Origin of the sequence: Erwinia sp. OLFS4 (assembly GCF_002752165.1) — a bacterium.
Lineage (GTDB): Bacteria > Pseudomonadota > Gammaproteobacteria > Enterobacterales > Enterobacteriaceae > Izhakiella.
Genome location: NZ_MOMB01000048.1, coordinates 37207 through 51770 on the forward strand (window position 1 = coordinate 37207; position 14564 = coordinate 51770).

A 14564-nucleotide genomic window follows, 5' to 3' on the forward strand; every position below is an offset into this window, starting at 1 on the left:
AGCATAACGCCGGCACCATCCCACGTTAATGGCAGAATGTAAACACAATTTACCGCCCAATGGCAGCAATATATTTCAAAAATTCGTGGTTAATTACCATAAAAAATTAATCTGAATCGTGTGAACCGACGGGGCGTCCGGCAGATTTTTGCAGTGACTCTTTGAGTTGGGTGACCAGTTCACGGCGAAAATCACTCAGCCTGGGTTTATCATCCGCCAGCCAGGGCAACGGGCGACAGAGTTCCATTGTTTTAATCCCCAGCCTCGCCGTCAGCAATCCGGCACCAATCCCTTGCGCGGCACGCGCCGAGAGCCTCGCAGCCAGATCCTGTGACATCCAGTCAAGCCCTACTTCGCGCACCAGCTCACTGGCGCCGGCAAAAGCAATATTCAGCAGAACCAGTCTGAACAACCAGACCCGGCTGAAATAGCCAAGATCGATGCCATACAAAACGGCAAGACGGTTCACCAGGCGAATATTACGCCAGGCAATAAAGGCCATATCAACCAGTGCCAGTGGACTTATCGCAATCATGATTGCCGATTCTGCTGCACAACGGCTGATTTCATGGCGCGCCTGACGATCAAGGACTGGCTGAACCAGTTGTGCATACAATGCCACAACTTCCCGATCATTATGGGTTTCATGTAAGGACGCGTGCCAGCGCTGAAGTGCTGGATGGCTGTCATTGATACCGGCCTGTTGCGCCAGTTTTTCACAAAATGCACGACCACGTCCCATACCATGACTGTGCAGTAATTCCCGGCCGGTATCGCGTTCCCCGGCGCGCAGACGCAGTTTGTACAGACGTCGCCATTCCAGAATCAGTGAACCGACGGCAGCAACAATAATCAGGCTGGTTGCCGCTGCCGCCGTCAGTTCAATCCAGTCGCCAGCCAGCCAGCAGGCCCGTAGCCAGCTGACGCTCTGCGCAACGGCACTGACGGTAAATAATGCCAGCGCGCACCTTATCAGCCGCCGCCACAGGCTGCGTCGGGGGCGTAACGCGGCTTCGACTGCGCGTTCACCGGCCTCTTCAGCCAGCAGGTTATCGTCGTTTTCCTGCGCGATAAATTCAGGTTGCGATTGTGAGTCAAAATGCTTTGCCGGTTTCAATTGATTGGCTTGTTCAGGGGGCAGGGATTGGCTAAAATCCCGGCGGCCTTTCAGGGGCTGATGATTCATCGCAGCTTATCTCCCAGTAAAAATTCCAGCGCGGCATCAATGCGAATATGCGGTAACGGTTTGTCAGCATCGAGCCGCTGTGGCCGGAATTGTTCAAACTGAAACCCCTGCTGCTGCCAGAATGCCTGCCCCGGCAGACGGGCAGGCACTTCGCCGGGATAAAAGGTCAGCGGCGCATCATCACTTAAACGGTGACCACGCAACGCCGGAATCTTTTCTCCCTGCTGTTCGACCAGCCCGCTTTGTGTCGCCTGCACCGCCGCCAGTCCCATACAGTCAACGCTGATACCTTCAAACGCCGCATTTTGCCAGGCATCCTGTACCAGCTGCTGCAGCAACGACACCAGATTGGCATGCTGATCGGCCGTCACATGATCGGCCTTGCTGGCGGCAAACAGCAGCTTATCTATCACCGGAGAGAACAGCCGACGAAACAGCGTACGCTGGCCATATGAAAAACTTTGCATCAGCTGAGTCAAGGCAAAACGCATGTCGTTAAAAGCCTGCGGGCCACTGTTTAGCGGTTGCAAACAGTCAACCAGTACAATTTGCCGGTCAAAACGCAGAAAATAGTGACGGTAAAAATCTTTAACCACATGCTGGCAATAATACTGATAACGCGCGCGCAGCATGCCGATATTGCTGCGGCTATCTGCCTGCATCAGACTCCCTTCTGCCACTTCTTCAGATTGAGGCCAGGGGAAAAATTGTAACGCCGGCGCCCCTTGCATATCACCCGGCAACACAAAGCGTCCTGGCTGGATAAAATGCATCCCTTGCTGTTTACACTGATGTAAATAAGCAGTCCATTCTGCGGCAATCGCCGCCAGACGGCTTTCGTCGGCGGGTGCCAGCGGGTCCAGTGTGGTACACATTTTTTGCCAGGCTGCCGCCAGATGCGCCCGATCGCCTTGCAGTAAACCCGTCATTTGGCGCGACCAGCTGAAATAGTCCTGTGCCAGCATAGGCAAATCCAACAACCACTCACCAGGGTAGTCAACAATCTCCAGATAGAGGGTTGAGGTATCGAGAAAGTGGCGTAGCAGTGATTCACGCGAACGAAAGCGCAACGCCAGCCGGATTTCGCTGACGCCACGGGTCGGCGTCGGCCAGGCCGGCGGTTCGCCGTACAGCTGAGCTAATCCCTGATCATACGTAAAACGTGGCATGCCGAGGTCGCGTTGCGGTACCCGTTTGACGCCGAGCAGACGCCCTTCGCGCGCGGCCGAAAACAGCGGCAGGCGGGCGCCGCTATGCAGGCTCAGCAGCTGATTAACTAAAGAAGTAATAAAGGCGGTTTTACCGCTGCGGCTCAGACCGGTTACCGCCAGTCTGAGATGGCGGTCGCCGCCCCGGTTAATCAGTGAAATCAGTTCGTCTTGCAGTCGTTTCATCTTTCTCCCTGATAAGCCGCTTGCTGACGCCGGAAAAAATCCTGCTCAGTAGCGGTTCCAGCGTCATCGCCAGCAGCAGGCGCAGCGGTCTACGGGAAACCGACCTGACAGCCCAGCCAGCAATGCCGCCAGGTGCGGCGGCAACCGCAGTAATTAGAATAAATTTCCCGGCGCGCTTTAATGTCGGTGACGAACGGTGCAGCGCCTGATTCAGTAAAGAACGCTTGTGCATAGTCTCCTCTCTCTGGCGCCGGTTTTAACAGCTGCCGCTAATTATAACTGGCGAAAACGACTTCGGGTGGAAAAGGTTTCAGAGGTTACGTAGCGTTCAACATCGCGCAAACGGTCTTCACCCTGGCGTAACAAGGCATCAGCCTCATCCAGCAGTTTGCGCCGGCTTGGTGGCATTGCCGTTGTGGCCTCCTGCGCATCAAGCGGGTCCAGCACAAAGCTGAGAATGATATACAGCACGGCGGTAAAGGCAAATAAGCCAAAAAACAGCGATAGCACGCTAATAACCCGTACCAGGGTCACCGGAATTTCCAGATAGCGTGCAATACCGGCACAAACGCCTTTAATTTTTCCTTCTTCCGGGATGCGATACAGCTTACGACCCTGAAACATTATGACTGCCTCCAGTTAGGATGTTCTGCATCCAGAATTTCCTCCAGCGCTAAAATACGATCGTTCATCCGCTGCGCCTGTTGAGTCAGCTGTTGCAAACGCTGCGCTTCAGAGACATTCGGTATCTCACTGCGCTGACGGTTGCTGTAGTGCAGCCAGAGCCATATTGGCGCGACAAACAGCACAAACAGGGTTAGCGGTATGGCTATAAATAATGCGCTCATTCACTCTCCTTGATCTGATAATCGTACACCTGTTACTCCGCATCACTTTTATTAATGCGCGCCTTCAGCGAAGCCAGCTGCTGGCTGATTTCATCATCAGCTTTGAGATCGACAAACTGCTGGTCAAGGGTGTTACTTTTACCAAAGCGATGGCTTTCCGCTTCAGCTTCCATATGATCAATACGGCGCTCAAATGATTCAAACCTGGCCATGGCATCATTCAGTTTATTGCTATCAAGCTGACGACGCACATCGCGTGAAGAAGACGCCGCCTGATGACGCAGGGTCAGAGCCTGCTGACGTGCGCGGGTCTCTGTCAGCTTGTTTTCCAGCTCAGCCACTTCTGTTTTCATTCGCGTCAGCGTCTCTTCAACCTGGCTAACTTCATCCCGTAAGGTTGCGCTGAGATCGGTCAGTTTTTGTTTTTCAATCAACGCCGCCCGCGCCAGATCTTCTTTATCTTTACGCAGTGCCAGCTCGGCTTTTTCCTGCCATTCTGTTATCTGCACTTCCGCCTGTTCTATGCGGCGCAGCAGCTGTTTTCTTTCCGCCAGCGCACGGGCAGAATGTGAACGGACCTCTACCAGGGTATCTTCCATTTCCTGAATCATCAGGCGCACCAGTTTTTGCGGGTCCTCTGCTTTGTCGAGCAGCGAGTTAATGTTGGCGTTGACGATATCGGCGAAGCGCGAAAAAATGCCCATGTGCTATTCCTCATAATAATGGTGTGTATCCGCCGGCATTAATACAAATTGCGTGCCAACTTTTATCTTACTGATAACCAATGCTTTTTATTATTTACATTATCAATAACGCGGTATAAAGTGGTGTAAATAACCACTTACCTGGTGAATTTCATCATGTCAGAGCAAAACGATAGCTTACTGGGTGAATCCAACCTGTTTCTTGAAGTCCTTGAGCAGGTATCAAAAATTGCCCGACTGAATAAACCTGTGCTGGTAACCGGCGAGCGCGGTACTGGCAAGGAGCTGATTGCCCGGCGTTTGCATTTTCTGTCTCCGCGCTGGCAGGGACCATTTATTTCGCTTAACTGTGCTGCCCTGAATGAAAATTTGCTGGATTCAGAATTATTCGGCCACGAAGCCGGGGCCTTCACCGGGGCGCAAAAACGCCACCAGGGGCGTTTTGAACGTGCCGATGGCGGTACGCTGTTTCTTGACGAACTGGCAACGGCCCCCATGCTGGTGCAGGAAAAACTGCTGCGGGTTATCGAATACGGTCAGCTGGAACGTGTCGGCGGCAGCCAGCCGCTGCAGGTCAGCGTGCGGCTGGTTTGCGCCACCAATGACGATCTGCCAGCGCTGGCGCAGCAGGGACGCTTCCGGGCCGATCTGCTCGATCGGCTGGCCTTTGATGTTGTGCAGTTGCCGCCGCTGCGTCAGCGCCTCAGTGACATTGCGCTGCTGGCGGAACATTTTGCCATTCAGATGTGCCGCGAACTGGGCTTACCGCTGTTTGCCGGTTTTACCCCCCAGGCCCGCCAGACGCTGCTTGATTACTCATGGCCCGGCAATATTCGTGAACTTAAAAATGTGGTTGAACGTTCGGTCTACCGCCATAACAGCAGCGAACAGCCTGTGCATGATATTATCATCAATCCCTTTGCCAGCGCCGGGCGGCGCGACGCGCCCCCCGCCAGCCTTTGTGCTAACCCCCTGCCAGGACTGCCACTTGACCTGCGCCGCTGGCAGCATGACAGTGAGGCGCAGTTATTAACCCGCGCGCTGGAAAACGCGCGTTATAATCAACGCATCACCGCTGAATTACTGGGACTGACTTATCACCAGCTGCGGGCAATGATGAAAAAACACGGTATTGAGGTTAAAAACCCTGGCAATAACGGTTAGCCGCTGTCCATCACGCCACGACAAGGTGAATAAACGGAAATTTTTCGAAAAATTTCTTATAATAACCCTATCCTTCCATTGTCAGAATAGGAACAGGTTTTACGGCGGGTCACCGGCGGCTAGCAAATCAAACCGCGGGTCAATTGTGATTAAATCACCGGTTTTGTTATGATCCCAGCCTCAGGCTATATGATCATGCACAGACCTGTTCGCTAACGTTGCCTATGTTGAGCTCTTATGAAAAAAACAATCTTATTATTATCCGTGCTAACGGTAACATCCTGTTCTGCTACGCAACAAAAACCTGAAAAACTGATTGGTATGCCGAATCCTGCTTCGGTTTATTGTCAGCAGGTTGGCGGCAAAAGCATTATGGTAGACACCGCGAAAGGGGTGGTTGGAAAATGTATCCTGCCATCTGGTGAAGAAGTTGATGAATGGGCGTTATACCGCCAGGCACATCAGCAGCATAAACCGCACTAATAATTTTCGCTGAAGCAAGGCCCCCAGCCAATCCGGCAAAAAAAAGCCCGCGTTAAGCGGGCTAAAAAATACTGGAAGCAATGTGAGCAATGTCGTGCTCTTCTTCGGTAGAGCCACCGTCGAAGCGCGGATGTAATAGTAATCACTCTCGTTATCACTTGTAAAGCATTTTGTTGAGAATCTTTCTCATTTCCACACCATTATTGCGCGTATTGCTAACGTGATGAAGGCTTTTTTGCTTATCATTGCTAAACGTTTGTAACTTTTTCACTTTCTTCCGCTGCAAATTTGGGGCCCGGCCACCGAGTGCGGTACACTGCATAAATTGCCTTATTTTACTGAAACTCTATGCGCACATTTGTTCTGACGCTTCTCTTTCTGCCGCTGCTGATTGCCAGCAAAGCCCATGCCACACAAGGCCAGGACATTCGCCAGACCGGCTTTGTTTATTGCGTAAATGGTGTGGTTAATACTTTTAACCCTCAGCTGGCCTCCGGTGGCGTGGTGGTTGATACTGTCGCCGCACAGATTTACGATCGGTTGCTCGGCGTTGATCCTTTCACCTACCGGCTGACGCCAGAACTGGCACAAAGCTGGGAAGTCAGTGATAACGGTGCCACCTATATTTTTCATTTACGCCGTGATGTTTCTTTCCAAAAAACCGCATGGTTTACCCCAGGCCGTCAAATGGATGCAGACGACGTGGTGTTCAGCTTCGATCGCATTTTTAACCGTAAGTCAGCGTGGCATAACGTTAATGGTGGCCGCTACCCCTATTTTGACAGTCTGAAATATGCCGATGCGGTCAAAAGCATCCGCAAACTTGACCGCTATACTGTCGAAATCCGTCTGGAAAAGCCGGATGCTTCCTTTCTCTGGCATATGGCCACCCATTACGCGCCGATTCTTTCCGCCGAATATGCGGCCAGGCTGGCCCACGCCGATCACCAGGAACAACTTGACCGTCAGTCAGTAGGGACTGGGCCGTTTCAGCTGGCACAATATCAGGCTGGCCAGTTCATCCGTCTGGCGCGTAATCCTGACTACTGGAAAGGAAAGCCCCTGATGTCACAGGTGGTTATCGATCTGGGTGCCGGCGGCACCGGCCGGTTATCTAAACTGCTCACCGGGGAGTGTGATGTACTGGCCTATCCTTCAGCCAGCCAGCTGTCAATTTTACGCGACGATCCCCGCCTGCGGCTGACGCTTCGCCCAGGCATGAATGTCGCCTATCTGGCTTTTAATACCAGCAAAGCCCCGCTCGATCGTGCCGGGGTTCGCCAGGCGCTGGCGCTGGCTATTAATAATCAGCGACTGATGGCATCTGTTTATTATGGTACCGCTGAAACTGCCGCCTCTATTCTGCCCCGGGCCTCCTGGGCCTTTGACAGCAGAGCACAGATTACGGCTTATAATCCGGAAAAAGCCAGGCAGATCTTAAACGCGCTTGGTATCAAAAATCTTCAGCTTTCACTTTGGGTCCCTACCGCGTCCCAGGCATGGAATCCAAGCCCACTAAAAACGGCCGAACTGATCCAGGCCGATCTGGCATTGATTGGTGTACAGGTCACCATTCATCCGCTGGAAGGACGCTTTCAGGAAGCCGGCCTGATGGATATGAGCCACGATCTGACGCTAAGCGGCTGGGCCACTGACAGTAATGACCCGGACAGCTTCTTCCGCCCGCTGCTCAGCTGCGGGGCTATCGGTTCACAGACTAATCTCGCCCACTGGTGTGATAGTCGTTTCGATACCCTGCTGCAAAAAGCCGTATTATCTCAACAGCTGGCGACGCGTATTGAGGCTTACGATCAGGCGCAGCAGATCCTTGCCAGTCAGCTGCCGGTATTGCCGCTGGCTTCTTCGCTTCGTTTGCAGGCCTACCGTTATGATATTCATGGGCTGGTATTGAGTCCTTTTGGTAATGCTTCCTTTGCCGGCGTGCATCGCGATTCAGCTAAGGATAAACCATGATTATTTTTACCCTGCGACGACTGTTGCTCTGGCTTATCACGCTGTTTCTTCTTTCACTGGTTGGTTTTAGCCTGAGTTATTTTACCCCTCATGCTCCATTACAAGGGGCGTCGCTGTTTGATGCCTGGCTTTTCTGGTTTGAAGGTATTTTGCGTTTTGATTTTGGCGTATCCAGTATTAACGGAATGCCCATTAATGTGCAGCTCCGTGCGGTATTTCCCGCCACGCTGGAGTTATGCATTCTGGCGTTTACACTGGCATTATTCACTGGCATTCCGCTGGGGATCTGCGCAGGTATGCTGCACCACAAATGGCAGGATAAACTGATTAACGTCCTGACGCTGCTGGGTTTCTCTTTGCCGGTATTCTGGCTGGCGCTGCTGTTAACGCTATTTTTCTCGCTGACACTGGGCTGGCTGCCGGTCTCCGGACGCTTTGATTTGCTCTATCCGGTGGAAAAAATCAGTGGTTTTGGCCTGGTTGATGCTTTCCTTAACCCGCCGCAGTGGCGCCATGAGCTGGTTATCAGCGCCCTGCGCCACCTGATTTTACCGGTGATTACCCTCGCGGTGGCACCCACTACCGAAGTTATACGTCTGATGCGTATTTCTACCCGTGAAGTGATGGAGCAGAACTACATTAAAGCCGCCGCCATACGGGGGCTGTCACGCCTTACCGTTATCCGGCGTCACGTGCTGCACAACGCCCTGCCACCGATTATTCCGCGCCTTGGCCTGCAGTTTTCAACGATGCTGACCCTGGCGATGATAACTGAAGTGGTTTTCAGCTGGCCCGGCATTGGCCGCTGGCTGATCGACGCGATTCGTCAGCAGGATTATGCCGTGATCTCAGCCGGCGTTATGATTGTCGGTGGTCTGGTAATTAGCGTCAACGTGCTGGCCGATATTATTGGTGCCATGATGAATCCGCTGAAGCATAAGGAGTGGTATGCTCTCCGATAATATATATGCAGAAAAACGGTTACCCAGTCCGCTGCGCCATACCTGGCGACTGTTCTACCGCGATACCAGCGCTATGATTGGTTTTTATGCCTTTATCGGCCTGCTGCTGTTATGCCTGACCGGCAGCCTGCTGGCGCCCTACAGTATCAATCAGCAATTTCTTGGTTATCAGCTGCTGCCCCCTTCGTGGTCACATTACGGTGACGTCTCTTTTTTTCTCGGTACTGACGATCTGGGGCGCGATTTACTCAGCCGGCTATTGAACGGTGCCGCACCAACCGTCGGCGCAGCAATTATTGTTACCCTGGTGGCGGCTGTATTTGCCACGCTGCTCGGCATTTTCGCCGGTATCAGCCATGGTTTGCGTTCAGCAGTGCTCAACCACGTGCTGGACACCTTTTTGTCAATACCCTCGCTTTTGCTGGCCATTATTGTTGTGGCCTTTGTCGGCCCGGGGCTTGGTCATGCCCTGCTGGCGGTCTTTCTGGCCGTTCTGCCTCGTCTGGTTCGGGAAATTTACAGTGCGGTTCACGACGAGATGGAAAAAGAGTACGTGGTGGCTTCGCGGCTGGATGGCGCGCGGAATCTGTTTCTTCTGCGTTATGCCATACTGCCTAATATCGCCCCGTTGCTGGTTTCCGAGTTTACCCGTGGCTTGTCAATGGCCATTCTGGATATTGCCGCACTGGGTTTTCTCGATCTCGGTGCGCAGCTTCCCTCCCCGGAATGGGGGGCGATGATGGGCGATTCGCTGGAACTGATCTACGTAGCGCCCTGGACCGTGATGCTGCCGGGCGCGGCAATTATGGTCAGTGTGCTTATCGTCAACCTTCTGGGTGAAGGCATCCGGCGGGCAATTATTGCAGGGGTAGCATAAATGCCATTACTGGATATACGTAACCTGACCATTGAGTTTATGACGGCTGATGGCCCGGTGAAAGCGGTCGACCGCGTCAGTTTCAGCCTTACTGAAGGTGAAATTCGCGGACTGGTCGGTGAGTCCGGCTCAGGTAAGAGCCTGATTGCAAAAGCCATTTGTGGTGTCACCCGGGAAAACTGGCGGGTAACCGCAGACCGCATGCGTTTTGATGATATCGATTTACTGCACCTGACGCCGCGCGAACGGCGCAAACTGGTTGGACAGAACGTATCGATGATTTTTCAGGAACCGCAATCCTGTCTTGATCCTTCGGCAAGCATCGGTCGTCAGCTGGTACAGGCCATTCCAGGTTCAACGTTTCGTGGCCGCCTGAGTGAACGCTTTCGCTGGCGCCATCGCCGCGCCATTGAACTGTTGCACCGTGTCGGCATTAAAGATCACAAAGACATTATGGGGAGCTTTCCCTATGAGCTGACCGAAGGTGAATGCCAGAAAGTAATGATTGCTATTGCACTGGCAAACCAGCCGCGCCTGTTGATTGCCGATGAGCCAACGAATGCCATGGAACCCACCACTCAGGCCCAGATCTTCCGCCTGCTTTCACGCTTAAATCAGAATAACAACACCACGATTTTGCTGATAAGTCATGATCTGCAAACCATGAGCCACTGGGCCGATCGGATTAACGTGATGTATTGCGGACAAACGGTGGAAACGGCAGCGAGTGAAGAATTAATTACCGCCCCACACCATCCTTATACCCAGGCATTGATCCGTGCGATGCCTGATTTTGGCCGATCTCTGCCCCATAAAAGCCGCCTGAATACGCTGCCGGGTGCAATACCGTCACTGGAAAGCCTGCCGATCGGTTGCCGGCTTGGTCCACGTTGTCCCTATGCTCAGAAAAAATGTATTGAAGCCCCACGGCTGACCGGCGCGAAAAATCATCTGTTTGCCTGCCACTTCCCGCTGAATATGGAGACGCCGTAAATGGTTGAAACCCTCCTGGAAGTCCGTAATCTGAGTAAAACCTACCGTTATCGGACCGGTCTGTTTCGCCGTCAGCACGTTGAAGCGGTTAAAAATGTCAGTTTTACCCTGCGCGAACGCCAGACGCTGGCGTTAATCGGCGAAAATGGTTCCGGTAAATCAACCCTGGCAAAGATGCTCAGCGGCATGATCGCCCCCAGTGAAGGTGACATTATCATTGATGACCATCCGCTGCATTTTGGTGATTATGGTTACCGTAGTCAGCGCATTCGCATGATTTTTCAGGATCCAAGCACCGCGCTCAATCCGCGCCAGCGCATCAGCCAGATTCTGGATTTTCCGCTACGACTTAATACGTCGTTACCCCCTGAAGAACGGCAAAAACGCATTATCGCCACCCTGCGCCAGGTGGGCTTACTGCGCGATCATGCCTCTTATTATCCCCATATGCTGGCGCCGGGCCAGAAGCAGCGTATTGGACTGGCGCGCGCCCTGATTCTGCAACCCAAAGTGATCATTGCCGATGAAGCCCTGGCATCGCTGGATATGTCAATGCGCTCTCAGCTAGTCAACCTGATGCTGGAGCTGCAGGAAAAACACGGTCTGGCTTACATTTATGTTACTCAGCACCTGGGAATGATGAAGCACATCAGCGATCAGGTTATTGTCATGCATCAGGGCGCCGTGGTCGAACGTGGCGGCACCGCAGATGTACTCTCTGCTCCGCTGCATGAACAAACCAAACGATTAATTACCAGCCATTTTGGTGAAGCGCTGACGGCAGAAGCCTGGCGCAAAGACCGTTAACGCTGCAGCAGTGACCATTTTTACCGCAGCCCGCCGGGCCAGATTAACGCCGTGAAACGAGTTGTGCTAGAATCGCCGGGTCGATTAACGCCGGCCGCGTATTTATTCTATCCTGCGGCCGCAACAACAATGACTTATAAGGACTACAGCTATGGGTTTTCTTTCCGGTAAACGCATTCTGATTACTGGCGTGGCCAGCAAACTTTCCATTGCTTATGGTATTGCTCAGGCAATGCATCAGCAAGGCGCTGAACTGGCTTTTACCTATCAGAACGACAAACTTAAGTCGCGCGTGGAAGAGTTTGCCAAAGACCTCGGTTCTGACATCATCCTGCCCTGTGATGTCGCAGAAGATGAAAGCATCCATTCATTGTTTACTGAACTGGCAAAAACCTGGCCAAAATTTGACGGATTTGTCCACTCTATCGGTTTTGCCCCTGGCGATCAGCTGGACGGGGATTACGTCAATGCGGTGACCCGTGAAGGCTTCAAAATTGCACACGATATCAGTGCATACAGCTTTGTTGCGATGGCCAAAGCCTGTCGCCAGATGCTGAACCCGCATTCAGCCTTACTGACGCTGAGTTATCTCGGCGCAGAACGCGCCATTCCGAACTATAACGTAATGGGCCTGGCGAAAGCCTCACTGGAGGCAAACGTACGTTATATGGCAAACGCCATGGGGCCTGAAGGCGTGCGGGTAAACGCCGTTTCTGCCGGACCGATCCGCACGCTGGCGGCATCCGGTATTAAAGATTTCCGCAAGATGCTGGCACATTGTGAAGCGGTTACGCCTATCCGCCGCACCGTCACCATCGAAGACGTCGGCAACTCCGCTGCTTTCCTGTGTTCCGATCTGGCCGGTGGTATTACGGGTGAAGTGGTGCACGTTGATGGCGGTTTCAGCATTGCTGCCATGAATGAACTGGAACTAAAATAAGCTTTTCGGGTGAGGTTTACCTCACCCTCCTCCTGCGCGGTTATAGCCCGTCGTTATTAATTAGTGCTGAAGATTATTTTATCTACCCGGCCGACCAGGCGAGGATAGTCCTGAAATTGCCTTCTGCCGCTGCTATTTGATTGTTCAGGCAGCGCTGATAACAAGGACACTTGCCATGCCATCGCGCCGCTTTTCCGGCAATAATCACTGGTATCATGAAACGCTCAGCACCGGTAACCACCCTGCGCCACCTTTCGCCACCGAAGCCGCAAAGAGTACCGATCCTTTTTTGCTGGGTGCCGACGCCAACGCCGACCGCCCGCTGCAACAGGTAATTCGTTACCGTTCTGCCGTGCAGCAAATCAACATCGCACTCTACCAGCGGCTTTTTCCCGCGACGGTAATAACCAGTAACCTGCATACGCTGACGCTTTATGACCGGCTAAGCAGCGCACTGACGGTGGCGCAGGTGACCGGTATTCAGCGCCTGTGCAATCATTATGCTGCCAGACTGAATCCCTTACCTGGACCCGATTCATCGCGGGAGAGTAATCAGAGGCTGACGCAGATCACCGAATATGCCCGACTGATGGCCGGTCAGCCTGCGCGACTCAATGCCGCCGCATTACAGCGACTCGATGAGGTTGGCCTGACCCTGCCTGACATTATCAGTTTTCATCAGCTGATTGGTTTTGTCTGCTATCAGGCGCGTATTGTTGCCGGCATACAGGCGCTTACCGGACAAGCGCTGCGCTGGCTGCCCGGCCAGTCAGTCAATCCGGATGCGCCATTTATGGCGCTTGATGCGCAGGCAAGCTGGCAAGCACATCTGGATTATCCCCAGACCCGCTATCTTTCTGACCGTCAACGTGACATTGTCACTAAATGCAAGCCGTCAGATTTTCCCGCCGGTATTCTCTGCCTGCTGGTACAGGATGAACAGCTGTTATCCGCGATAGCACAGTTACACAGCGAAACCGGCAGTATCAACCCGCTGGTACAGGCGGTCTGCGCCTGCATCAACGGCAGCGCCTGGTGCCTGCAGCAGTATGCTGACAGCCAGCGACGCAGTCTGCTACAAGCCGGCGTTGATACCCTGCCTGCCGGCAGTTTTACGCCAGCAGAGCAAGCCATCATCCACGCGGCAGTCTGGCTGACCCGGGCACCTGATCGCTTCAGCGCCGGGCATCTGCACGCACTACGTCAGCAGATGACAACCGCGCAAATCTGGTTACTGATTGAACAGATCGCTTTCACTAACTGGAAAAATCGCCTGTTTCAGACCCTGGGTTCGCTGTCGCCGCAATAATCGTGCTACGCGCGGCGTCAAAAAAGCGTTGCGCCAGCGGCGTAGCGCGCCCGGGCGCGGCAATCGCTAGCGCGCCGTAGCGCGCCATCGGGGTAATCTCCAGCGGTAGGGTTTGTAACGCCGGCATCATCCCGGGTAACAGGTGTCCCACCGGTGAAAGCGCACAGCCGAGTCCGCAATACACCGCCTGCATAAGCTGAAATATGGAGCTACTTTCCATTACAATGCGCGCTGTCACACCGGCTTCACGAAACTGACTATCAAGGTAGCGACGAAAATAGCGTGTAGGTTCTGCAAGACATAACGGCAACGCCGCCAGATCGCTGAGCGTCAGACGTGCAGCCACCGGTGGGGAAAAAAATGCCGGGTTGAACACCAGTTCAACACCGCGATCAATCAGTGGCTGAGCCTGAAACTGCAGACCGCTTAGCGTTGCCAGCTCAAAAAAACCAATGCCGGCATCGATGGTATGACTGACAAGTGCGTCAAGCAGCTGGTCGGCACTCAACACCGCCACCCGGTAATCAAGCTGTCTGAACTGCTGACTGATCCCGGTCAGTAACGCCGCCAGCGCCAGGCTACACTGCGGCACCACACCGATACGTAAGGTTCCGTTAACACCATACTTAAGTGATTCCACTTCCAGCTTCAGTCCCTGATACACCGAAACAATTTCACGCGCCCAGTCCAGCACCCGCTCTCCTTCGGCGGTGAACCCGGCAAAATTATTACTGCGATTAATCAGTGACACGCCCAGCTCACGTTCAAGATTTTTTAGCCGCATTGACAGCGTTGGCTGACTGACAAAACTGGCTTCTGCGGCCCGGCCAAAGTGACGCTCACGCTCAAGGTTACACAGGTATATTAATTGTTTGATGTCGATTTTCTGTCTCCCTTCCATCCCCGGCCATAGCCTGAACTAT

General features: G+C 53.2%; 16 protein-coding genes. 9 read left to right on the top strand and 7 right to left on the bottom strand.

The genetic code is table 11. From position 1 onward, the window contains the following. Positions 1-106: 106 nt before the first annotated feature. Genes BL249_RS09835 through pspA form a run of 6 tightly spaced genes read right to left on the bottom strand, consistent with a single transcriptional unit; the run spans position 107 to position 4132 of the window. Positions 107-1186 carry a TIGR01620 family protein gene (locus BL249_RS09835; RefSeq protein WP_099704825.1) on the bottom strand — a complete coding sequence of 360 codons (1080 nt, stop codon included), beginning with the start codon at positions 1184-1186 and terminating at the stop codon, positions 107-109. Then, the gene (locus BL249_RS09840; RefSeq protein ID WP_099704824.1) at positions 1183-2580 is read right to left on the bottom strand and encodes a YcjX family protein; all 1398 of its coding nucleotides are present in this window, start codon (positions 2578-2580) and stop codon (positions 1183-1185) included. The genes BL249_RS09835 and BL249_RS09840 overlap by 4 nt, the downstream gene beginning before the upstream one ends. Continuing rightward, the gene (gene pspD, locus BL249_RS09845; protein WP_099704823.1) at positions 2543-2812 is read right to left on the bottom strand and encodes a phage shock protein PspD; all 270 of its coding nucleotides are present in this window, start codon (positions 2810-2812) and stop codon (positions 2543-2545) included. Before pspD ends, BL249_RS09840 begins: the two co-directional genes overlap by 38 nt. 41 nt (positions 2813-2853) lie before the next feature. Next, positions 2854-3204, bottom strand: coding sequence for an envelope stress response membrane protein PspC (gene pspC, locus BL249_RS09850; RefSeq protein ID WP_099704822.1), 351 nt, complete (start codon positions 3202-3204; stop codon positions 2854-2856). Then, entirely contained in the window at positions 3204-3428 is a 225-nt protein-coding gene (gene pspB / locus BL249_RS09855) for an envelope stress response membrane protein PspB (protein WP_099704821.1), read from the bottom strand. Before pspB ends, pspC begins: the two co-directional genes overlap by 1 nt. A gap of 32 nt (positions 3429-3460) precedes the next feature. Continuing rightward, a complete protein-coding gene (gene pspA / locus BL249_RS09860; RefSeq protein WP_099704820.1) occupies positions 3461-4132 on the bottom strand; it encodes a phage shock protein PspA in 672 nt (223 codons plus the stop codon). Between the two features lie 156 nt (positions 4133-4288). Between pspA and pspF the strand changes: the two genes are divergently transcribed. The 9 genes from pspF (at position 4289) to BL249_RS09905 (ending at position 13641) form a co-directional block, all read left to right on the top strand. After that, entirely contained in the window at positions 4289-5296 is a 1008-nt protein-coding gene (gene pspF / locus BL249_RS09865) for a phage shock protein operon transcriptional activator (RefSeq protein ID WP_099704819.1), read from the top strand. Between the two features lie 237 nt (positions 5297-5533). Then, entirely contained in the window at positions 5534-5779 is a 246-nt protein-coding gene (locus tag BL249_RS09870; protein ID WP_099704818.1) for a putative hemolysin, read from the top strand. A 348-nt stretch (positions 5780-6127) separates the two neighbouring features. Next, complete coding sequence (gene sapA, locus BL249_RS09875; protein WP_099704817.1) at positions 6128-7753, top strand: ABC transporter substrate-binding protein SapA; 1626 nt, start codon at positions 6128-6130, stop codon at positions 7751-7753. After that, positions 7750-8715, top strand: coding sequence for a putrescine export ABC transporter permease SapB (gene sapB, locus BL249_RS09880; protein ID WP_099704816.1), 966 nt, complete (start codon positions 7750-7752; stop codon positions 8713-8715). Before sapA ends, sapB begins: the two co-directional genes overlap by 4 nt. Next, positions 8702-9592: a putrescine export ABC transporter permease SapC gene (gene sapC, locus BL249_RS09885; RefSeq protein ID WP_099704815.1), complete on the top strand. Its 891-nt coding sequence runs from the start codon at positions 8702-8704 to the stop codon at positions 9590-9592. The genes sapB and sapC overlap by 14 nt, the downstream gene beginning before the upstream one ends. Beyond that, positions 9593-10585, top strand: coding sequence for a putrescine export ABC transporter ATP-binding protein SapD (sapD, locus tag BL249_RS09890; protein ID WP_099704814.1), 993 nt, complete (start codon positions 9593-9595; stop codon positions 10583-10585). Then, positions 10586-11392 (top strand): putrescine export ABC transporter ATP-binding protein SapF, encoded by an 807-nt coding sequence (sapF, locus tag BL249_RS09895; RefSeq protein WP_099704813.1) that lies wholly within the window; start codon positions 10586-10588, stop codon positions 11390-11392. It begins immediately after the preceding gene. Between the two features lie 151 nt (positions 11393-11543). Further along, positions 11544-12332, top strand: coding sequence for an enoyl-ACP reductase FabI (gene fabI, locus BL249_RS09900; RefSeq protein ID WP_099704812.1), 789 nt, complete (start codon positions 11544-11546; stop codon positions 12330-12332). Positions 12333-12507: 175 nt separating this feature from the next. Continuing rightward, complete coding sequence (locus BL249_RS09905; RefSeq protein WP_099704811.1) at positions 12508-13641, top strand: CMD domain-containing protein; 1134 nt, start codon at positions 12508-12510, stop codon at positions 13639-13641. On the opposite strand, the gene BL249_RS09910 is transcribed toward BL249_RS09905, so the two are convergent. Continuing rightward, entirely contained in the window at positions 13589-14524 is a 936-nt protein-coding gene (locus tag BL249_RS09910) for a LysR family transcriptional regulator (protein WP_099704842.1), read from the bottom strand. The two genes, BL249_RS09905 and BL249_RS09910, sit on opposite strands and share 53 nt — an antisense overlap. Between the last annotated feature and the right edge of the window lie 40 nt (positions 14525-14564).